The organism is Microbacterium sp. SCPM-O-B-15248 (M128), from assembly GCF_058214835.1.
In genome coordinates this window covers 26508-45513 of record NZ_JBYQLI010000004.1, presented here as the reverse complement: position 1 = coordinate 45513, position 19006 = coordinate 26508, and the positions used below count along the sequence as shown (strand labels likewise).

The 19006-nt window shown below is 69.6% G+C and carries 22 protein-coding genes; 11 read left to right on the top strand and 11 right to left on the bottom strand.

Features of this window, described 5'->3' with window-relative positions; translation table 11 throughout:
- Positions 1 to 30: 30 nt before the first annotated feature.
- Positions 31 to 1014: a right-handed parallel beta-helix repeat-containing protein gene (locus tag AC3E6M_RS08500; protein ID WP_138177651.1), complete on the bottom strand. Its 984-nt coding sequence runs from the start codon at positions 1012 to 1014 to the stop codon at positions 31 to 33.
- 39 nt (positions 1015 to 1053) lie between these two features.
- Between AC3E6M_RS08500 and AC3E6M_RS08495 the strand changes: the two genes are divergently transcribed.
- Entirely contained in the window at positions 1054 to 1875 is an 822-nt protein-coding gene (locus AC3E6M_RS08495; protein WP_138177653.1) for an endo alpha-1,4 polygalactosaminidase, read from the top strand.
- 23 nt (positions 1876 to 1898) lie between these two features.
- Here AC3E6M_RS08495 and AC3E6M_RS08490 read toward each other — a convergent pair whose 3' ends face one another.
- The 4 genes from AC3E6M_RS08490 to AC3E6M_RS08475 all read right to left on the bottom strand — a co-directional run bounded on the left by AC3E6M_RS08490 (position 1899) and on the right by AC3E6M_RS08475 (position 3949).
- A complete protein-coding gene (locus AC3E6M_RS08490; protein WP_138177655.1) occupies positions 1899 to 2390 on the bottom strand; it encodes an FBP domain-containing protein in 492 nt (163 codons plus the stop codon).
- A 260-nt stretch (positions 2391 to 2650) separates the two neighbouring features.
- Positions 2651 to 3028, bottom strand: a complete 378-nt coding sequence (locus AC3E6M_RS08485) for a PPOX class F420-dependent oxidoreductase (protein WP_289508593.1) — start codon at positions 3026 to 3028, stop codon at positions 2651 to 2653.
- Entirely contained in the window at positions 3022 to 3564 is a 543-nt protein-coding gene (locus AC3E6M_RS08480) for a 2'-5' RNA ligase family protein (protein ID WP_138177659.1), read from the bottom strand. The genes AC3E6M_RS08485 and AC3E6M_RS08480 overlap by 7 nt, the downstream gene beginning before the upstream one ends.
- Positions 3565 to 3571: 7 nt before the next feature.
- On the bottom strand, positions 3572 to 3949 hold the full coding sequence (locus AC3E6M_RS08475) for a DoxX family protein (RefSeq protein WP_138177661.1): 378 nt from the start codon (positions 3947 to 3949) through the stop codon (positions 3572 to 3574).
- A 161-nt stretch (positions 3950 to 4110) separates the two neighbouring features.
- Here AC3E6M_RS08475 and AC3E6M_RS08470 point away from each other — a divergent pair, with 161 nt between their 5' ends.
- The gene (locus tag AC3E6M_RS08470; RefSeq protein WP_138177663.1) at positions 4111 to 4404 is read left to right on the top strand and encodes a sigma-70 family RNA polymerase sigma factor; all 294 of its coding nucleotides are present in this window, start codon (positions 4111 to 4113) and stop codon (positions 4402 to 4404) included.
- A 36-nt stretch (positions 4405 to 4440) separates the two neighbouring features.
- Here AC3E6M_RS08470 and AC3E6M_RS08465 read toward each other — a convergent pair whose 3' ends face one another.
- The gene (locus AC3E6M_RS08465; RefSeq protein WP_138177665.1) at positions 4441 to 4779 is read right to left on the bottom strand and encodes a DUF7882 family protein; all 339 of its coding nucleotides are present in this window, start codon (positions 4777 to 4779) and stop codon (positions 4441 to 4443) included.
- Between the two features lie 201 nt (positions 4780 to 4980).
- Between AC3E6M_RS08465 and AC3E6M_RS08460 the strand changes: the two genes are divergently transcribed.
- Complete coding sequence (locus tag AC3E6M_RS08460) at positions 4981 to 5436, top strand: MarR family winged helix-turn-helix transcriptional regulator (protein WP_490529652.1); 456 nt, start codon at positions 4981 to 4983, stop codon at positions 5434 to 5436.
- 7 nt (positions 5437 to 5443) lie between these two features.
- On the opposite strand, the gene AC3E6M_RS08455 is transcribed toward AC3E6M_RS08460, so the two are convergent.
- Complete coding sequence (locus tag AC3E6M_RS08455) at positions 5444 to 5764, bottom strand: DUF7882 family protein (RefSeq protein ID WP_138177669.1); 321 nt, start codon at positions 5762 to 5764, stop codon at positions 5444 to 5446.
- Between the two features lie 140 nt (positions 5765 to 5904).
- Here AC3E6M_RS08455 and AC3E6M_RS08450 point away from each other — a divergent pair, with 140 nt between their 5' ends.
- Positions 5905 to 6927, top strand: a complete 1023-nt coding sequence (locus tag AC3E6M_RS08450) for a glycoside hydrolase family 6 protein (protein WP_138177671.1) — start codon at positions 5905 to 5907, stop codon at positions 6925 to 6927.
- Positions 6928 to 7063: 136 nt separating this feature from the next.
- The gene (locus AC3E6M_RS08445; RefSeq protein ID WP_490529651.1) at positions 7064 to 8047 is read left to right on the top strand and encodes a response regulator transcription factor; all 984 of its coding nucleotides are present in this window, start codon (positions 7064 to 7066) and stop codon (positions 8045 to 8047) included.
- 83 nt (positions 8048 to 8130) lie between these two features.
- Here AC3E6M_RS08445 and AC3E6M_RS08440 read toward each other — a convergent pair whose 3' ends face one another.
- Positions 8131 to 9603 carry a glycosyltransferase family 2 protein gene (locus tag AC3E6M_RS08440; RefSeq protein ID WP_138174632.1) on the bottom strand — a complete coding sequence of 491 codons (1473 nt, stop codon included), beginning with the start codon at positions 9601 to 9603 and terminating at the stop codon, positions 8131 to 8133.
- 146 nt (positions 9604 to 9749) lie between these two features.
- Here AC3E6M_RS08440 and AC3E6M_RS08435 point away from each other — a divergent pair, with 146 nt between their 5' ends.
- On the top strand, positions 9750 to 10829 hold the full coding sequence (locus AC3E6M_RS08435; RefSeq protein WP_138174634.1) for a hypothetical protein: 1080 nt from the start codon (positions 9750 to 9752) through the stop codon (positions 10827 to 10829).
- 16 nt (positions 10830 to 10845) lie between these two features.
- Here the strand turns inward: AC3E6M_RS08435 and AC3E6M_RS08430 are convergent, their stop codons facing one another.
- Complete coding sequence (locus AC3E6M_RS08430) at positions 10846 to 11649, bottom strand: fructose 1,6-bisphosphatase (protein WP_252370945.1); 804 nt, start codon at positions 11647 to 11649, stop codon at positions 10846 to 10848.
- 178 nt (positions 11650 to 11827) lie between these two features.
- Here AC3E6M_RS08430 and AC3E6M_RS08425 point away from each other — a divergent pair, with 178 nt between their 5' ends.
- Together AC3E6M_RS08425 and AC3E6M_RS08420 are read left to right on the top strand one after the other, a co-directional pair.
- On the top strand, positions 11828 to 13495 hold the full coding sequence (locus AC3E6M_RS08425) for a sensor histidine kinase (RefSeq protein WP_138174638.1): 1668 nt from the start codon (positions 11828 to 11830) through the stop codon (positions 13493 to 13495).
- A gap of 2 nt (positions 13496 to 13497) precedes the next feature.
- The gene (locus AC3E6M_RS08420; protein WP_138174640.1) at positions 13498 to 14607 is read left to right on the top strand and encodes a nucleotidyl cyclase domain-containing protein; all 1110 of its coding nucleotides are present in this window, start codon (positions 13498 to 13500) and stop codon (positions 14605 to 14607) included.
- On the opposite strand, the gene AC3E6M_RS08415 is transcribed toward AC3E6M_RS08420, so the two are convergent.
- Positions 14608 to 15243 carry a hypothetical protein gene (locus AC3E6M_RS08415; protein WP_252370946.1) on the bottom strand — a complete coding sequence of 212 codons (636 nt, stop codon included), beginning with the start codon at positions 15241 to 15243 and terminating at the stop codon, positions 14608 to 14610.
- A gap of 89 nt (positions 15244 to 15332) precedes the next feature.
- Here AC3E6M_RS08415 and AC3E6M_RS08410 point away from each other — a divergent pair, with 89 nt between their 5' ends.
- From AC3E6M_RS08410 to AC3E6M_RS08400, 3 genes are all read left to right on the top strand, one after another.
- On the top strand, positions 15333 to 17093 hold the full coding sequence (locus AC3E6M_RS08410; RefSeq protein WP_138174642.1) for a DUF4012 domain-containing protein: 1761 nt from the start codon (positions 15333 to 15335) through the stop codon (positions 17091 to 17093).
- A gap of 100 nt (positions 17094 to 17193) precedes the next feature.
- Positions 17194 to 17454: a hypothetical protein gene (locus AC3E6M_RS08405; RefSeq protein WP_138174644.1), complete on the top strand. Its 261-nt coding sequence runs from the start codon at positions 17194 to 17196 to the stop codon at positions 17452 to 17454.
- A gap of 213 nt (positions 17455 to 17667) precedes the next feature.
- Positions 17668 to 18222, top strand: coding sequence for a hypothetical protein (locus AC3E6M_RS08400; RefSeq protein WP_138174646.1), 555 nt, complete (start codon positions 17668 to 17670; stop codon positions 18220 to 18222).
- A gap of 67 nt (positions 18223 to 18289) precedes the next feature.
- Here the strand turns inward: AC3E6M_RS08400 and AC3E6M_RS08395 are convergent, their stop codons facing one another.
- Positions 18290 to 18982, bottom strand: a complete 693-nt coding sequence (locus tag AC3E6M_RS08395; protein ID WP_138174648.1) for an endonuclease/exonuclease/phosphatase family protein — start codon at positions 18980 to 18982, stop codon at positions 18290 to 18292.
- Positions 18983 to 19006: the final 24 nt, after the last annotated feature.

Sequence of the window (19006 nt, the reverse complement as noted above, 5' to 3'; positions counted from 1 at the left end):
GGGAAGACAGTGAAGGTTACCGCGTTCGTATTACGTGCACGCAACGTCGGCGAGGGAGGCACCCGCCTCGACGCTGTTGTCACACGCCACGGTGTTCCCCGCGGCGCGGGCCGCACCCACCAGCGTCACTCCGAATCCCCCCGGTCCGGGCCGCAGGACGCTCGATGCGACGACGTTGCGCGAACCCCACGGGGGCAGGATGACGTGGATCGAGATGGCATCCACGGGGCCCTGGACCGTGGAACCCTCCACACGCCACTCGCTCCCCTTGAGATCGACGGCGCTGTCCACCGCCGGGGACGCCCCCGTCGACAGCGACGATCCGCGGACGACGCCCGCGGTCGTCCCCTCCTTCACGTCGAGCGCCTCCGCCGTGGTGTCCCGCACGACGAGACCGTCGAAGACGTTCCGGTCGCTGCGATCGGGCTCGCAGGCCGAGTACCGGCACCAGTTCGACTCGGCCGAACCGACGTAGACGCCCTCGCCGAACTCCGGGTCGACCAGCCCGGTGCGCTCCACGGTGACCGAACGCACCGCGTTGTCGGTGCTCCCGGCGCGGAGGTGCAGGCCCTCCTGGCCCACGTCCGAGATCGTCAGGGACGTCAGGACGCTGTGGGTCGTGGAGTCGAGGACGACGCCCTTCTGGCCTCCCCGCACCGTGAGATCGCGCACGTCCCAGAACGCGACGCCGTCGAGGTGGAGCGTGTAGCCGTCGGAGACGTCGCCACCGTCGAGCACGGTCCCGTCGGATCCGCACAACACGATCGGCGCCTCGGACGTCCCCGACGCCGTCGCGCGGAAGTGCCCGACATAGACCGCGGACGACAGCTGCAGCACCGCCCCCGGCACCGCGGCATCCAGTGCCGCCTGCAGAGCGTCGGTCCCCTCGCCCACGGCGACGGCACCCGGGGCGCACGGCGCGGGCGGAGGCGCGCTCGGGGAGGCGGGCGCGCAGGCCGACAGCGCCGCAGCACTGGCGGCGGCGAGCGCGAGCGCGGCGAGGAAGCGGTTCATCGCGTCGAGTATCCCAGTCCGCGATCGTAGGGTTGTCGTATGTCGCGTGTCTTCGTCCCGGCGATCGCGCTCGCGCTCGTGCTGATGCTCGCCGCGTGCGGCACGACCGGAACAGAGGATGCCGAGGGCGCCGCCGCCGCATTCCCGTCGGGCGCCGCTGTCGACTACCAGCTCGGCGAGGCCTATCCCCCCGCCGACGGGGTGGGGATCGTGGCGCGGGATCGATCCGCCGACCCCGCGCCGGGCCTCTACTCGATCTGCTATGTCAACGCGTTCCAGACCCAGCCGGGCGAGAGCGCGCACTGGCCGGACGGCACGCTGCTCGAACGCGACGGGCACCCGGTCGTCGACCCGGCCTGGCCCGAGGAGCGTATTGTCGACACCTCGACCGCGCAGGCGCGTCATCGTGTCGTGGAGCACGTGACCCCCTGGATCCGCGGGTGCGCGGCATCCGGGTTCCGGGCCGTCGAGTTCGACAACCTCGACACCTTCACGCGCACCGACGGAGCGTTGAGCCTCGAGGACAACACCGCCGTCGCCACGGCGCTGGTGGCGGTCGCCCACGCAGCCGGCCTGGCCGCGGGACAGAAGAACGCCGCGGAATTCGCGGCCCACCTCCGCACGGCCGCCGGCTTCGACTTCGCCGTCACCGAGGAATGCGCCGCGTTCGAGGAGTGCGGGGCCTACACCGACGTCTACGGTGCCCGCGTGATCGACATCGAGTACACCGACGAACTGCCGAGGAGCTTCGGGGACATGTGCGCCGACGCCGACACCCCCGCCTCGACGGTGCTCCGCGACCGATTGCTCACCGCGCCCGGTGCGGCTGAGTACGCGTTCCAGACCTGCCCCGCGCGCTGAGCCCCGCCCCGGGGCGGGACGACTCAGGCAGTGGCGAGGAGATCCCGGAAGAACCCATCGACGTGCGCCCGCAAGCCCTCGATGCGACGGTCGCGCGCCGCGGCGGCGTCGTGTCCGAGATACGCCGGAGGGTCCAGCCGCCGGACGTTCGCGGAGCACTCGAAGTGCGCGCACAACAGGGTGCCGACGGAGTTGCCGGCCTTGCCCGCCCGGCCGGTCCGTCGGGCCGAGAAGAAGACCACGTCGTTGGGCAGGGTGACGTCCGAGCACCACGAGCACTGCGGACGCGAACGGGTGGGCTGCTCCGCCTGCCGCAGTTGCAGACCGACGGGAGCTCCGTCGATCTCGGCGACGACGAACCCGAGCAGGGGCGCCTTGGGGTCGCGCCAGCCCAGGTAGTCGAGCCGATCCCAGGGGCGGTCGGCGAGATCGGCGGGCAGAGCGATGGACTTCCGCTCGCGCAACGAGACGTTGACGAAGCTGGATCGGAGGGTGGATTCGGTGAGGGAGATCATGACGGTCCCATCGGTGGACCGGAACGGGTCCGGTCGTGCGGCACCCGCGGCACGGCGCGGGCGATCGGATTCCTCCGCGTCGAGGAGTCTCGGCGCGGGTGGGGCGCACGACCCGGAGGGTCGCACGACATCGCCGCTCAGGCGGCGGGAAGCACGGATCCGATCGAGCCTCTGCCGTCGGCGCAGATGGCGCCGACGACCCCCTCACGCCCGAAGGGCATCGATGGGGCGAAGGACGACATACCTCGAGGGTACGCCGATCAGCCGCGGAAGGGGGCCGATCCGAGCACGCGCTCGACCGTCATCTCCAGGACGACGCGCTCGGGGTTCGTTCGCGGCTGCCGGTAGCGGGCGGCGTAGAGGTCGACCGCGTGTGCGACCTCCGCGGGGTCGTCGCTGACGCGCGCGCGTCCCTCGAAGCTGATCCAACGGGCGCCGTCGACGGAGCACACCGATGCGCGTCCGCTGCGCTCGGCGTTGACGAACTTCTGCGTGCCGCGCGAACCGATGATGCGCACCACGCCGTCGTCGTACGTGAAACCGACCGGCACCGCGTGCACCCTCCCCGAGCGGCCGATGGTCGAGAGAGTAGCCAGGTGGTACTCGCTCAGGAAGGCGAGGGCGTCGTCGGTCAGCACGGTTCCAGCGTGCCACGTCCGGCGACGTGCGAGACGGTCCGCGTGGCGGCATCCCATCGACGTAGGCCGATCGCGCGCGCGTCGATCGGCTCACCACCCTCCGCCCCGAGGGCCAGCAGCGCCTCGCTGACCCGGGCGAGGGGGACACGACGCGCGAGAGTGACGTGCGGCATCCACTCCCCCACGCCGGTATGCGGGGCATCGTCGCCCGACCCGGCCCACGCGTGCACGGCGGCGTGGAGGTCGAGCAGGGCGGCGTCGGGGACGACGGATCGGGCCAGAACCCGGGAGCGGACCCCACCGAACAGCAGCGGAGCACCGAGCCTCATCGGCAGCGGCAGCCGACGTTCGAGCGCGTCCGCGGCGACGGCCGCGACCCGCGGGCGAACGAGCAGGGTCACGTGCGGCCGGTTGCTCGCACCGGTGTGACGAGCCTGACTGGGAAGCCCCGCGTCGGCCAGGAGTCGCCATTCCCGTCGTACCACGGCCTCGGCGGCCGCGTCGAAGACGATCTCCAGGCTGACGACGTCGCTCATCAGAACGTCATCGCGTCGACCACCATGCGGCAGCGACGAACACGGGCTGGAAGAAGAGTCGGGCGAAGCGACGACGATCGGTATCGAGCCCGAAAGCCGAACGTCCCTTGCGCCACTGATCGACGTTGCCGGGGAAGATCGCGACGTAGAAGGCCGCCAGGGCGGCGCCGATGCGACGCCGCTCCTTCGGCAGAGCCACCAACGCGGCTCCGAAGGCGATCTCGACGACCCCGGATGCCACGACCACGGCGTCGCGGTCGAGGGGGCCGTGCGCGACCACCGCGTCGGGAACCTGCGCCTGGAAGTCACGACGGGCGAAGGTCAGGTGCGCCAGGCCGGCGAAGGTCATTGCCAGGGCCAGGCCCCATCGGACGAACGATCTCATCCCGCCACGCTAGGACTGCAGCGGGGCGGGCTTGACGGGACGTCCGATCCCCGTGACGCGCGTGGGCCCGAAGCGCTACGCGAATGGCCACGGTCACGCAACCCCCGGGCGTGAGCAGCACCGGACTGTTGACTGAGAGCCCGTCGACCGAGGAGGTGCCCATGACGCTCACGGACAGCACCCGCGCGGCACGGGACGGCGTCGATCTGGACGCCCTTCTCGTGCGCGCCGCCTCGGGTGACCGCGGCGCCTTCGTCCACTTCTACGACGTGACGGCTCCGCGCGTGTACGCGGTACTCCTCACCCTCACCAGGGAGGCCGCGCGCGCCGAGTCCCTTCTGGAGGGCATCTACGTCGAGGCGTGGGAGCGCATGCGCGGACGATCGGCCCCGCCCTGCCCGGGCAACGAGTGGGTGTCGCTCATCGCGTACCGGCACGCGGCCGGTCGGGTCTGACCGATGACGTCCCCGCGCCGCGCGGAACGTCTGGCGTCAGACCGTGCGCCGAGACGCCCCGGCCGACTGTTCGGACGGCGAGTCGTCGAGGTCGATCCTGAGGCCGCTGGAGGAGTTCGCCGAGTTGGCGAAGGTCTGCAACAGCGACGGGTCGAGCACCTCGGGCTCGACGGATCCGAAGACGAAACGCAGCGGAATCGCGGGTTGGATCCAGATCGTGCTGCGCCCGCCCTCTTCTTCGTCGGGATGGCGCCACGACAGGGTGAAGCTCTCGCCGCGGCGGAGCTTGGTCGCGGTGACGACCTTCACGTGAGCGAGCACGCGATCCGGGATCCGGATCGGGCGCTCGGAAGAGCCGTAGAACAGTAGGCCCATGAGCATCTCCTTCCGGAGTTTTCGGCAATCAGGATTTTACTAGATCGCCTAACTATCACAACGTGAATCACGCGGGAATCGCGACGTTCCACCGAGTTTCTTTCTCGCTCACCGACGCGTCCGAGGCCGACGCCGCCGCACGTGAGCCTCGTTTGCGTAACTAGACTGTCGCCTCGGGCGGCCGGACCCGACAGGAGAGCAATGACGATCGTGACTGAAGACGACCCATCGACGGTCGCCGCCCGCGCCGTCGAGAGACTTCGCCTGGCCGAGGCTCGACTGGCCCGCCGCCGACAGACCGACTGCGGACCGAGCGAGAACGCCCGTGCGGCGATGCGTCTGATCCTCGAACGGGCCGACGAGGGCGGCACCATCACCCCAACCGAGATCGCTCAAGCCCTGGCCGTGTCGACCGCCTCGGTGACGGGGATGCTCGACCGCTTGTACGCGGGCGGGCTGATCGGGTTCGTGGCGAACCCGGCCGATCGTCGCAGCAAGTTCGTCGTGCCCTTCGACCGCAGCACGGACGCCGATGCGATCGACCCGGTCACGGCGAGGATCCGCGAGTTCGCTCTCGATCTTCCCGCCGGCGCGGCGGACCAGCTCGCCGATTTCCTCGATCGCGTCCGCGAGGTCATCGACGCCGAGTGCCGCTGAACTCGACTCACACCGAGATCGGCTCCACGGCATCCGGATCCGGCTCCGGCACGACAGTCAGCCCGTTCGGCGAACTCGCCTCGTGCATGAGTTCGTCGACCCAACGACGGTTCACGTGCGGCGGACGACTGCCGTAGAAGTGGAACACCAGCGGGATCGATGGATGGATCCAGAGAGTGCGCGAGCCGCTCCCGTCACCGACGGGGAAGTGGAACATGAACGGTTCGCCGCGACGGAGCTTGTTCATGAAGACCAGGCGCAGATGGGCGAGAGTCCGATCCTCGACGTCGACCGCGTGACCGAGAGCGTTGTAAACCAATTTGCCCACGAGGACAGGGTATCCGCTCGATCGACCTAATCAGTGCACGACGGCTGCGCCTTGGCCCCCGGGGCAACCGCCCTCATCACGGCCGGGTTCGCTCCTCGACCTGCGGCCGCGCACGGGATCGCTCGACTAAAGTCCTCAGAGTGGGGAGAGCACACCGCCCGAAGCGCCGGCGTCGGATTCCGCGGCCGGTCCTGGTGGGCGGGGCCGTCGTGCTCGTCGTGGCGCTCGTGGTCGGGATCGCCGTGGTGGGTTCCCTCGTGTCTTCCTTGTTCCAGACGCTGTCCGCGCGCCCTCCCGCCGTCGACACCCGCATCGTCACCCCGGACGAGTCGAAGGCCGCCAAAGCCGCCCAGCAGACGCCGGCGGGATCGGCCGCGGCCGAGGCCGCGTCCTGGTTGGCAGCGCAGCCCACGACCTATTGGCTCACTCCCGAGATCGACCCCGTCGACCAGGTGTGGGACCGGGTGGCCCACCTCTCGGCCGAGGCCCGCGACCAGGACGCCACCGTGTCCATCGCCGTCTACGGCCTGCCCGACCGGGATTGCGGCAACCACTCCGCCGGAGGTCTCGACCCCGACGCCTACCGCGAGTGGACCGCCCGCATCGGCGACGCGTTGCGCAATGCGTCCGACGTGCGCAAGATCGTCGTCCTCGAACCCGACAGCATCGCTCTCGCCCCCTCGTGCGGCTCCCTCGAGGAGCGCGCACGCCACTTGCGTACGGCGGTAGAGAACCTGCGCGGCGTGAACACGTGGATCTACCTCGACGGAGGTCATTCGGCATGGCATCCGGTGAATGAGATGGCCGACCTGCTGCGGTCGACCGGGCTTGTCGATGAGGTCCGCGGCGTCGCCCTGAACGTCTCGAACTACCAGGACACGGCGAACGAGTTCGCCTACGCGCACCGACTGTCCGATCTCCTCGGCGGCACGCACGCGATCATCGACACCTCCCGCAACGGCGCAGGTCCTGCCGGACCGGACTGGTGCAACCCCGGCGGCCGACTCGTGGGCGCCGCCAGCGGCGCCTTCGGGGACGGTGTCGTGGACACCACACTCTGGATCAAGCCTCCGGGCGAGAGCGACGGCGAATGCAACGGTGGTCCCGTTGCGGGCACCTGGTGGCCGGATGCCGCAGTGGAACTGACGCGCGAGAGCCGCTGAACCGGGGCGGACGACCGCCGGCAGTCGCCGTCCACGCTCCGAAGTGTGTAAGGATGTGGCTCGGCCGCTCCGCGGTCGCCGTGCCTCGGGGGAGAGCGCGGGCACGGCAGACGTGCGAAGCCGGAAGAGTGGTGGGATGAGCAACAGCACCGAGATGCTGAAGACGGCAGTGATCGTCGAGGACGACCCTGACATCCGTCATCTCCTCGTCGAGGTGCTCGAGTCCGCGGGGTTCTCCACCGTCTCAGTCGGCAACGGGATCGACGGGGTGCGCGCCGTCATCGCATATCAGCCGCTCATCACCACGCTGGATGTCAACATGCCGGGCATCGACGGCTTCGAGGCCGCGCGGCGCATCCGACAGCAGAGCGACACGTACATCATCATGCTCACCGGCCTCGAGGAAGAGGCGGACGTGGTCTTGGGCCTGGGGGCCGGCGCAGACGAATACGTGGTCAAGCCCTTCCGACCGCGTGAGTTGCGGGCCCGCATCGAGGCTTTGCTCCGGCGGCCCCGCGCCGGCAGCCCCGGAACGACCGCGCCGCGTCAAGACAGTGTCGGGCCTTCGTTCCCCACGACCCGCCCCACGCCCGAGCCCGCGCGCCCGATGGAGTCCGCCCCGGCGCCCACCCTGCCCGCTCCGCAACCGAGCGCCCCGGTGGTCGTGCCCTCGTCGCAGCGACCCGAGCCGTGGGCAACGGCGCCGGGAAACGAGCTGGCAGCCCGACCTGGCACCGAGGTCGCCTCCCGATCGCATGGCGAACTGACCCCTACCGGCTCTCCCTGGGTCGTCCACCGCGACCTGCAGCTCGACCCCGACAGCCACATCGTGCTGATCGAGGGCATCGAACTCGACCTCACTCGCACGGAGTTCGACCTCCTCGCGACGCTCATGGAATCCAAGCGGCGCGTGCGCAGCAAAGCGGACCTGACGCTCGTCCTGCGCGGTGAGTCGTACGTCACCAGCTACTTCGTGGGCGAGGCCGACAAACGCGCCATCGAGGCTCACATGACCAACCTCCGCCGCAAGCTCGGCGACAACCCCGCCAACCCTCGGTACATCGAGACGGTGCGCGGGGTCGGCTACCGCCTCACCTCGGAGCTCATGGCTGCGCCCTGACGCGCCGACCCCTGACGTCACGGATGCCTCGACCCTCCCCAGGGCCGAGGCATCCGTTCTTCTCTGATGCGTTCGGGTCGCGATCAGACCTTGTATCCGTGGTGGCGACGGACGAGCTTGGAGAACATGAGGAGGGTCTGCAAGACGGTGACGACACCGACGATCGGCCAGCCGATCCAGAGGATCGAGGACTGCACCATCGGCCCGACCAGCACCCAGATGACGGCGAGGGCGATCGCCACCGCGATGAGCACCACCATCGGCGCCCAGTGACCGAGCCCGCCACCGCGCTCGGCCTTGGCCTGCATCGCCCAGTTGTCGACCTTCTTGCGCGAGAGGAAGCGTGTCCAGGAGCGGACGAAGTGGCTGATGCGGATCCACATGAAGATCTCGGCGGGGAAGAACAGCACGGCGAACAGCACATCCGTGCGGTCGCAGGAGGCCATCGTCCGCGCGATACGCAGGTTCAGAAGCATGGCGACCGCCGGCGGGATGAGCCACAGTGGCGAGAACACGAACGCACTGATCGAGAGCGACCCCGCCAACAGGGTCAAGAACGCCACCCGCACGAAGAGGTTGGTGAGCATGCCGAAGTTCTCGAACCAGCGCAGTCGCAGGTTGGGATGGAACGGCTGACCCTTGGTGTCGCCGCGCTGTCCGGGCCACATCAGCTCGATCGCGCCGTACGTCCACTTGACCTGCTGGGCGTCGTACCCCGACAGAGTCGTCATGCCCCCGACGTTGGCGCGGGCGTACGGGCTGATCTTGGTGAGGTACCCGGCGCTCTTGATCTGCAGGGAGAGGAGCGAGTCCTCCACCTCGGAGTCCTTCACCCACGGTGTGATCTGGTGGTTCTGCTTCATCGCCTCGCGCAGCGCGTTCGTCGAGAAGATCGAGAACTGCCCGCCGAGAACGGCCATGTTGCGGCCGCGCAACAGGTTCTGGAGGTTGAACGCGGCGAACTGGGTGCGCTGTCCGGCGGTGAGGAAGCGCGCGACAAGACCCTTGATGGGCTTGTCGTCGATCGTGTAGATCGCCGAGATCCCGCCGATACGGGAGTCCGAGACCGCCTCCGTCTCGAGGTACTCCACGGCCCTGCTGTCGGCGATCGTGTCCCCGTCGACGCCGAGCAGGTAGTCGTAGCCCTCGACGAGCGAGTAGCCGTAGTTGAGGGCGCCGACCTTCTTGTCCGGGTTCTTGCCGATGTCGTGGACGAACACCTCGGTGAACTGCTCGCCGAGGTCGGTGGTGATCTCGTGCGGTCCGCTGTACTCCGAGGCGATCTTCACCGTGGCGTCCGAGGTGTTGTTGACCACGACATGGATGACGTCGGGAACGCGGGTCTGCCCGAGCAGGGCCTCGATCACCTGAGAGATCGACTCCTCCTCGTTGTACGCCGGGATGATGCACCCGATCGTCGAACGGTGGACGGTGGCGTGCTCCAGGACCGAGGCGAAGTCGTCGGCGAAGCCGTGCTCCTCGACGACGTAGCCCGCACCGGCCATGGGGTGGGTCAACGCTCGCGTCTGGGGAGCGTAGCTACGCGCGTCGGTCATGGCGGTGTCTTCCTGTCGGAGGGTGGCGGTTCAGCCGTGTCTCACTCTGGTAGGTTCGCCGCAAGGCCAACGCCGCACATGACCACCGTCCCCGCAAGGTTTCCGCAAGATTCCCCCGGGGCCCCGGCACAGGAAGAGCTTCGACGATGGTCGTCCTCGACCTCCTCGCCGCCATCGCCGCGGCCGCCGTCGCGGGGGCGGCATTGTTCCTGGCCCACGGCCGGCACGGAGACGACCGCGGAGGTCCGCGCGCAGAGCTGGTGCGCTACATGGGCGTGGCAGCCCTCGCGGCCCTCGCGTGCGCTCTCGCGAATGTCGTCGAGATCGTCGGCGGCGGGACCTTTGCCGCCGCCGTGGGCAACGCCACCAACGTCGTGGCGGTGGGCCTGGCGTGGAGCGGCGCCCGGCGGCTGAACGCCCGCCGCGCGATCGGGGCTGCCACGACGGCGGCCGGCGGCATCCTGATGCTGGGTCTCACGTTTGTCATGCCCCTCGACGACGCGACGTTGGTCAAGACCGGCGCCATCGCGGTCCTCAGCGCGCTGGCCGCCGCCGAGTTCAGCCGGCGACCTCTGAGCGAGCTCGCCGGGTCGCGAGTGCTCGTGGTGACCCTCGTCGCCTTCGGCTCCTACAACCTCTACCGACTCGTCGTGGCCTCCCTCACGGGGATGCCGTCGGCGCTGTGGCAGCACACCGCCTCCGCGCAGGTGACGACGGTCCTGAGCGCACTGGCCATCGTCGGTATGGGGTACGGGTCGGTACGGCTGGGGCGCGAACTCGACGACGACCCGACCCCCGGTACCCGCGCGCACGACCGCGGGGCGCTCCGCGCCGCCGCGGGTGACCTGCTCCGCTCCGGCGACCGCATCGGCGTCATGATCGTGCGCATCCCCGAGATCGACCTCATCCGCGCCGCGCACAGCTCCGAGCGCGCGGAAGAGATCGTGATGGTGCTCGCGGATGCGGCGAAGGAGACGATGCCAGGGTCCTCCCCCGGCGTCCCCGCCCGCGACACCGTCTTCATCGTGCACCCGAAGTCGGCGCCCCGGCCCGGGGCCGAGGACGATCTGCGGCACGCATTCGCCGGCCACATGCCGCTGATCGACTACTCCGACGTCCCGGATCTGTCGTTCGAGCACCACGCGGTGAGAGATCTGCACGACCTGTCGCTGCTCATGGAGAGCCGGCGGCTGCGCCCGGGTTCGGGGGCGTTGCCGCGCCCGTGAGACGGCTTCGCGGCGTTCAGCCCTGGTTGCCGCTCTGGCCCCACCCCGGGGCACGACCGGTGCTCGTGCCCGAGCCGGCCGGCGCGGGCGAGCCCGACGATGAATCACCGTCGAAGATCGCAACGGGGAGGTACTGGTAGACCGTCTGCTGCGTGAAAGAGGCGTCGGAGTTCGCCGTTCCCTCCACCGCGATGTTCAACGCGAACTCGAGCGTGATGCCGTACGTGTCGGCGGGGAGCTGACGGATAGAGGTCGTCGGCACCAGGAGACCGCCCTGGAAGCTGTTCAGGAGCAGACCGCGATCGGAGCGGAGCGTGTCCGAGGGCACGAGCGTGCGCGGGTCGGCGCTGAACTGGAAGGGATTCGACACCTGGCCGCCGGCCTGCGCGGTCTGCGACGTGACCGATACCGAGGAGATGTACACGCGACGCTTCTGGGCCAGGACCGCCTTCTCATCGACACGGTGGTCGTGCACGTTGAGGGCGAAGCCGAACTGCTTCTCGTTCGAGGAAGTCCACTCCATCGTGCGCTTGGGATCGACGGCCCAGACGTCCAGGCGCAGTTCGAGACCGTCCGCGACCTCCGAGGACAGCGACACCGAGCCGTCGTAGGTGAACCGGGAGTCGAACGGCATCGCCGTGGGCGACGATTGCGGAACGGGCGTGGACACCACGACCGGCTGTCCCCCGCCGGAGGTCTGGGCCTGGAGGGCGTTGAAGGCATCCACGACCTGGGTGCACCCCGTCAGGGTGACCGAGCTTGCGAGCGCGACGGCGAGAGCGAGAGCGCGCACGGGACGACGGCGAGAGGGGCTGCTCACGGGTATCTCCTGAGTCTGAGGGCGCGGGCTGCGCAGAGGTCGACGAACGACCATCACGCTGCGGGATGCAGGCCTCAGGGGGAGTCTGACCGGACGACGCGACGGGTAGGACGCGAAAGGGCGAGCAGAGACAGGATGGCGCGCAGAAGACTACACCATCGTCTATACACTCGATCACATGGCAGCCGCGAGGAGCGTTCAGCCCGCGACGTCGCCGGGCAGCTCCGACACCGACGACGCCAGCGGGCCGAGCAGCCGCACACGCTCTGTCTGGCTGCTGCAACTGGTCCTGGGGGCCAGCGTCATCATCACGGTCCTGCTCGTGCAGGCGCTCGATCCCTCGCTGTTCGCGGTGTGGACCTTCTCGAGCGGAGTCGGTGTCGTCATCGCCCTCACCGCGGTGGCGATCATGGTTCCCTGGCATCGCCTGCCACGCAATACGGTGGCGCTCGTCCCCTTCGGGGACATCATCGGAATCGGCCTGCTGAGCTTCGGAACCGACCTGCGCTTCGGGTACTTCTGGGTCTTCCCCATCACCTGGATCGCCACGCATTTCATCCTGAGCATGATGATCGCTTCGCTGGCGACCGCCGGCGTCATCATCGTCGCGGATGCCGCGGTCAACGGCGTCGGCCCGGCGGCGACGCTACGACTGACCGTCGTGATGCTGTCGCTGACCTTCATCGGGATCACGGCGTACATGTCCTCCCGGCAGACCCGCGCGTTCAAACAGCTGCTCCGCCGCCAAGCCACCCGGCTGCAGGGCACTCTGCAACGGGTCACCGGCCAGGAGCGCCGGGTCTCGCAGATGCTCAACGGTCTGGACACGGGAATCGCCCGGCTCTCCGTCGACGGCGAGGTCCTGGCCCTCAATGACACCTACGTCAGTCTGTACGGGATCGATCGCGACGATCCGTCTCGGCCCGGCGGCGCGGTCGAGTACGCCGCGCTCCGCGGCGAGCCGCTGGCAGAGTCGGAGCGCCCTTTCACCCGTGCGGCGAGGGGAGAGCAGTTCGAGGACGAACGGGTCTGGCTGTTCGATGCGCAGGGCAACTGGCACGCGTTGTCCGCCTCGACGCGTCGCCTCGTGTCGTCGGACGAACCCGAGAGCAGCCTGCTGATCGTCCACGACGTCACCGCGCTCATCGAGGCCGAGCGCGCCCGCGAACGCCTCGCCGCCACCGTGTCGCACGAGCTGCGAAACCCCCTCACGGCGATCATCGGACATGCCGACCTGGCGCTGGACGCCCCCGACCTCTCGCCGAAGGTGCGTGAACAGCTGGATGTCATCGTCGGAGCCGGCGAGCGCATGCAGACGCTGATCTCGGAGATCCTCGTCAACTCGCGGGGAGTCTTCCGCGACGAGAAGGCGGCCACGACGACGGATGCCACGCGCATCATCGCGTCGTCGCTGGAGTCGTTCCGTCCTGCTGCCGCCGCCCGGCGCGTGAGCGTGAGCGAGGACCTCCCCGCCTCGGCCGAGGTCGTAGGCGACGGCTTCCGTCTGCGTCAGGCGTTCGACAACATCCTCAGCAACGCCATCAAGTACACCCCCGGCGGGGGAAGCGTGCACATCTCGATCAGGGTGTCCGATGACCACGTGGAGTTGACGTTCGCCGACACGGGGATCGGCATCCATCCCGATGACCTGCCCCGGATCTTCGACCCCTATTTCCGTGCCCGGGCGGCTCGCGAGAGCCCCACACCGGGGACGGGACTGGGCATGGGTATCGTGCGCGGGATCGTCGAGGAGCAGGGCGGATCCCTCGAGCTCGAGAGCGAAGTCGGCACGGGGACGACGGTGACGGTGCGGCTGCCTTCGCCCTCGAAGGCCCGCAACGTATGACCGTGCAGCAGACGCTGGAGAACCTCGGTCTGGCGCAGGCCACCATGGCCACCCTTGCCACGCTGATGGTGATCAGCCTGGGCTTCTTGCACCGCCCTTCCCGGGCCTCGCTGCTGTGGTCGCTGGCCTTCGTCCTCGCGATGTCCAGCACGTGGGTCTCGGTGGCCGGCTCGGTCATCGGTGACGAGGCGATACGGCGCTCGGGGCTCGGTCTCATGCTCGGCGCCCCCGCGCTCATCTGGGCGGGTTTCCGTGCGCGGCGGGGTGTCCGGGCCCTCCCGTGGATCGCCGTGGTCCAGTCGATCGCGAGCGCCGGGGCCTTCATCGCCGCGGGCGATCTGGGTGGCTACGGGATGACGTTCCGACTGGCGTTCCTGGGTGCCGCGGTGTTCGCCGGGCTCACGATCCTGGAGATCCGCCGTGCCGCCGACGGGCTGGAGAGGCTCGCACTCCCCCTCATGATCGTCTCGACGGGCTTCGTCGGGCTCGCCGTCTCGATCGTCGTGGCGGGACTGGTCTTCCCCGCCAACGCTCAGGACCTGCAGCTCCCCCGGATCCTGAACAGTCTGGGAATGCTGGTCTACCTCGTGTGCGCGACCGTCAGCCTGCTGTATTTCAGCTCGGTCTCACCCGTCGGCGAGCGATCATCGATCTCGTGGCCGCAATTCGCGGTGACCGCGTCCGATCGTCTCGCGCGAGCGCGACGGGCGCAGGAGAGCTCGTGGGCGATACTCTCCATCCGCCTCGACGATCCCGATCAGATCCGCAGCACGACGGGCGAGAGCAGCTGGATCCGGATCGTCTCGACGTTCGAGGCCCTCGTCGCCGACACCATGCCGGCCGAGGCCGACCTGGGACGTCCGGCGCGGGGACGCGTGGTGGTGCTGGTGTGCCGCCCCGGACCGGTGCTTCGCGAGCACGTGCGGACCCTTCTGCGGAGATTGACGGAGGCGGATTCCGACGGGGTCGACATCCAGCTCTCGGCCAGTGTCGGATGGGTCCCGGCCGAGTCGGCCCAGTACGACCTGACCACGCTCGTGGAGCGCGCCGACGCCGCCGCCCTCATCGCCACCGGCCTCGGCGGCGACCGGTGGGAGCGCGTGCGCGCCTGATCAGTCGGCGGGAGTGGCGGCGGACCGCGCGATCGCGACGGTGATCGAGTCGCTGGCGGTCTGTTTGGCGAACTCGCTCGAGGTCGGCGTCGTCTGCAGGAGGAACTCGTAGGTGAACTGCAGGGTGACGAATGTGGCGTCGGCGGGAACCTCTCCGACGTTGAACGTCTGGGAGTAGCTGTACGGCGACAGCACGAGATAGCCCGGCGGGTTGCCCTGATCGGTCTGGGGTGCGAGGGGCGCGAACGACTGCGTCTCGTTGCCGGGGACCGCCGTCATCGTCGCGCGTTGGAGGTAGACCTTCTGCCCGTCGTCCGGCGTGACGGTGGTGGCCATCGAAATGCTCACCGGCTTGAGGGCCGTCGGAGTCCAGCGGTCCATCGCCAGCGTCGACCAGTAGTTCACCGTGGCAGCGATGGCTCCGGCGGCGACCTGGCGCTCCGTGGAGCCGCTGGAGAGATCGTTGGGCACCGGCGCGGGCACCGGCACGACGGCCGCCGACGGGGTGGTCGACGGCGCAGCCTGTCCCCCGCCCTGGGCCCATGGCGGAGACCCGCATCCGGCGAGCACGACCATCGTCGCCCCCGCAACGATCGCGCCCAGCGCGGCACGGCCGCGTCGCACCCGGTGCCCCATGCATCCTCCTGTGGTCTTCCGTCGAGTCTAGGCGGCGAGGGGCGCTCCGGCCCCGGAGCGCCCCTCCGGGGGGGGCCTAGGGTGCTGGCGTGAGTTCTCGAACCTCCCGTGCCCGCGGCACCGCAGAACGCCTCTTCGTCGCCCTCACCGTGACGATGCTGGTGTCCGCGGCGCTCGGAGCGGTGTGGATCACCGTGCGCGGGGGCCTCGCTCTCCACCACCTCTCCGCGGCCCGCGCCGCGATGACCGGTGCCCCGACCGACGACCCCCTCGCCGCGGCCGCCCTCCTGCGGTCGACGGCGGACGACGTCGCCGCGGCGCACGCCCTGACCGACGACCCGATCTGGGCCGCGGCGGGATCGCTCCCGTGGATCGGCCCTCAGCTGACGGCCATGGCACGCGTCGCCTCCGCCACCGACCGCGCGGTCGGTGCTCTCGCACCGCTGCAGGAGGTGGCATCCGCCCTCTCGTCCGGCTCTCTGCGCACCGACGACGGCAGATACGACCTCGACGTGGTGGCATCCTGGGAGCCCGGGGCGCGCGCGGCCGCCACCGCCCTCGCCGACGCGAGCGACGAAGTGTCGTCGGTGGATCCCGATGACCTGCTGGAGCCGATCGCCGCACCGCTCGTGCACGCATGGGAACTCCTCGCCCGCGCGCGCGACGGAGCCGACGCCCTCCACCGCACGACCCTGCTCGTGCCGGGCATGCTCGGCGCCGACGGGACGCGGTCGTACCTGGTGGTGTTCCAGAACAGCGCGGAATGGCGTTCCCTGGGCGGGGTCGTGGGAGCAGTTGCGCAGATCGACGCCGACGACGGGCGCCTCGCCCTCGGCGCGCAGGCGTCGTCGACGGATTTCCAGGATGCCGGTGGCGAACCCGTCGCCGACCTGCCCGAGGGTCTGCGTGCGCTGTTCGACGATCGTCCTGCCCGCTTCGTGCAGAACGTGACGCAGGTGCCCGACTTCACCGTCGGGGCCTCGGTCGCGAGAGAGATGTGGCGCCGACAGCACGGTGTCGAGGTGGACGGGGTCGTCGCGGTCGACCCCGTCGCGCTCTCGTACCTCTTGCGCGCGACCGGTCCGGTGACACTCCCCTCGGGAGACGTGCTCACGAGCGAGGATGCCGTCCCGCTCCTGCTCGACGAGGTGTATCGGCGCTACGACGACCCGAAGCGTCAGGACGCGTTCTTCCAGTCCGCCTCCGCCGCCGTCTTCGAGGCGGTGGTCGCCGGTCGAGCCGAAGCGCGTGCGCTCGTCGAGGCTCTCGATCAGGCCGCGCGCGAGCGCCGTCTGCTCGTCTGGAACGCCGATCCCGCCGCACAGGCCGTGCTCGACGGCACCGACCTGCAGGGAGCGCTGCCCGGGAATGACGCCGGTCGCACCTCGTTCGGCGTCTACGTCAACGACGGCACGGGCTCGAAGATGGACTATTACATGCGGCTCGGGGTCGCCACGGCGTGGTGCTCCGACGCCACGGCGGCGCTCCGCGTGACTCTGCGCAACGAGGCCCCGGATGCCGAGTCCCTCCCGGACTACGTGACAGGCGGCGGCGCCTACGGTGTACCGCCCGGCCAGACGCTCACCGGCGTCTACGTCTACCTTCCGCGGGGTGCGCTGATCGAGGGGCGGCGCACCACCGGAACCGGCGCGCCGACCGGCTTCTCCGGTGGTGACGACGGTGGCCACGAGGTGATGAAGTGGTCCGTGCTCCTGGCACCCGGGGAGTCCGCCACCCTCGACCTGCGTGTCGCGACGCCCGCGACACCCATCCTGGAAGCGCGCGCGACGCCGACCCTTTACGCAATGGAAACCCCCGCCGGTGGTGCCTCGTGCGCGGATGAGGGATAGTCGAACAGACGGATCCGCATCGCGCTGTGGGGGCGCGATCTCCGCCGAACTGCCGCACGTGCCGTTCTCGGATACGTGTCCTCTAGCTAGTGGGTGCCGCATGAAATTCACGTTGGTCCGTTCCGTCGCCCTCGCAGCCCTCGTCGCGGGTGCTGCCCTCGTCCTCCCGGCCACCGCTTCGGCGGAGACCACCGCCGACACGCCAAAGGATGCCACCACCCACGCCTCGGCCACCTGGTCCGATGCCGGGACCGGGCCCGCTCTCGGTTTCTGGATCGGCGGCGGAACCCTCGCGCTCGCGGGTGGGGCCATCGCGGTCGGGGCGACGGTACGACGCCACCGCCACGACCCCCAGACCTGAAGACGTCGATCGCGAAGGGCCGTCCGCATCGAGGGCGGCCCTTCGCAATCACCGTCGCGGTGAGGTGATATCCGGCAGCTCCCCGCGTGAACTTCGCTGGCCCCCGACGATGTCGGTCGCGCCGCCTCGGAAGACTGGCTGCACGAGCGGCATCACATCGATGCCGTTCTCGACCGCATACCCGGCCAAACCCGCCACCGAGATGGGCCCACCATGAAGAACACGATCCTCCGTGCCGCCGCAGCGCTCTCGTTGGCGGCCGTCGCGCTGATGGCCCCGACGGCCGCCAACGCCTACACCGACCCCGCCGTCGTCATCGCCACCCCGAGCACGATCACCGCGGGCAGTACCAGCACCTTCACCACCGACCTCGCCCCGTACGACGCCTCCGAAGAGATCCTGATCTCGATCACGGGCGAGAACGCCGGCGGCGCGAAGCTCGCCATGGTCAAGGCCGCCGTCGAGACCAACGCGACCCTGCGCACCCGCGCCGTGCAGGGCAAGCTGAACGTCCCGATCGCCTTCCCCTCGAACGGCATCGGCACCTACGATCTGACGTTCACGGGCGTGACGAGCAAGGTCGTCCTGCACTCGCGTATCACCGTCGTGGCGCCCGGCACCAAGACGCCGTCCAAGGCCGGTCTCGCGGTCACCGGTATCGCCTCCGACGACACCGTGGGACTCTGGATCGCCGGAGGCGCGCTGGTCGTCGCCGGAGCCGCGGTCGGGATCGGGGCGACCGTCCGCCGACGCCGCCACACCGCCTGACAACCGCGAATACGAGAAGCGGGGGTCGTCCATCCGGACGGCCCCCGCTTCTCGTGCTCGCGGTTCCTCAGGAAGCGAGAGCCGAGCGCGTCCCCGGCACCTCGGCCGTGATGAGGATCGGCAGGTGGTCGCTGAGCCCCTGGGGCAGGGTGCGGATGTGTGCGATGTCGAAGCCGATCGACGTCGCGAAGTCGTAGTGCCCGCGGAAGAAGCGGTACCGCGTGTAGGTGCGGGAATCGCTCAGCGTGAGCTCGTACCCCTGATCGCGCACAGCCTGGCCGAGGTTCTCCTTGAAGACGGGGTAGTTGTAGTCGCCCACCATCAGGGTCGGAAGCCCCGGACCGAGGTTCTGCAGCTCGGCCAACGCGGTGCGGATCTGATGCCGGCGCAGGGAGTTGAGCGCCGTGAGCGGGGCCGCATGGAACGACGCGACGATGACCTCGTGCCCGTCATCGATGTCGCGCAGCCGCACGCCCAGCATGCGCTCCTCCGCAGGCTTGAGGACGTAGTCGTGCAGCGACTTCTTCAGGGCGATCGAGCGCACATCCACCGCACGGAACGTGTTCTCGCGATAGTAGACGGCGAGCCCCAAGCGGTTGCGCTGCGTGGCCTCTGCCAGTCGCAGCCCCGATATCTCGGTCGGGATGTCGCGGGTGTCGCACTCCTGCAGACACAGGAGATCCACCGCATGGGCGTCGACGAGAGCGGCGAGCTCCCCCGCCGCGCGATGCTTGCGCAAGTTGTACGAGATGACCTTCATGGCGAAGCCAGCCTAGGACGCCGA

Excerpts from the sequence above, each read along its gene's own strand:
- AC3E6M_RS08500 (WP_138177651.1), bottom strand. The coding sequence starts at position 1,014 with ATGAACCGCTTCCTCGCCGCGCTCGCGCTCGCCGCCGCCAGTGCTGCG.
- AC3E6M_RS08495 (WP_138177653.1), top strand. The coding sequence starts at position 1,054 with ATGTCGCGTGTCTTCGTCCCGGCGATCGCGCTCGCGCTCGTGCTGATG.
- AC3E6M_RS08490 (WP_138177655.1), bottom strand. The coding sequence starts at position 2,390 with ATGATCTCCCTCACCGAATCCACCCTCCGATCCAGCTTCGTCAACGTC.
- AC3E6M_RS08480 (WP_138177659.1), bottom strand. The coding sequence starts at position 3,564 with ATGAGCGACGTCGTCAGCCTGGAGATCGTCTTCGACGCGGCCGCCGAG.
- AC3E6M_RS08475 (WP_138177661.1), bottom strand. The coding sequence starts at position 3,949 with ATGAGATCGTTCGTCCGATGGGGCCTGGCCCTGGCAATGACCTTCGCC.
- AC3E6M_RS08470 (WP_138177663.1), top strand. The coding sequence starts at position 4,111 with ATGACGCTCACGGACAGCACCCGCGCGGCACGGGACGGCGTCGATCTG.
- AC3E6M_RS08465 (WP_138177665.1), bottom strand. The coding sequence starts at position 4,779 with ATGGGCCTACTGTTCTACGGCTCTTCCGAGCGCCCGATCCGGATCCCG.
- AC3E6M_RS08460 (WP_490529652.1), top strand. The coding sequence starts at position 4,981 with ATGACGATCGTGACTGAAGACGACCCATCGACGGTCGCCGCCCGCGCC.
- AC3E6M_RS08445 (WP_490529651.1), top strand. The coding sequence starts at position 7,064 with ATGAGCAACAGCACCGAGATGCTGAAGACGGCAGTGATCGTCGAGGAC.
- AC3E6M_RS08440 (WP_138174632.1), bottom strand. The coding sequence starts at position 9,603 with ATGACCGACGCGCGTAGCTACGCTCCCCAGACGCGAGCGTTGACCCAC.
- AC3E6M_RS08435 (WP_138174634.1), top strand. The coding sequence starts at position 9,750 with ATGGTCGTCCTCGACCTCCTCGCCGCCATCGCCGCGGCCGCCGTCGCG.
- AC3E6M_RS08425 (WP_138174638.1), top strand. The coding sequence starts at position 11,828 with ATGGCAGCCGCGAGGAGCGTTCAGCCCGCGACGTCGCCGGGCAGCTCC.
- AC3E6M_RS08415 (WP_252370946.1), bottom strand. The coding sequence starts at position 15,243 with ATGGGGCACCGGGTGCGACGCGGCCGTGCCGCGCTGGGCGCGATCGTT.
- AC3E6M_RS08405 (WP_138174644.1), top strand. The coding sequence starts at position 17,194 with ATGAAATTCACGTTGGTCCGTTCCGTCGCCCTCGCAGCCCTCGTCGCG.
- AC3E6M_RS08400 (WP_138174646.1), top strand. The coding sequence starts at position 17,668 with ATGAAGAACACGATCCTCCGTGCCGCCGCAGCGCTCTCGTTGGCGGCC.
- AC3E6M_RS08395 (WP_138174648.1), bottom strand. The coding sequence starts at position 18,982 with ATGAAGGTCATCTCGTACAACTTGCGCAAGCATCGCGCGGCGGGGGAG.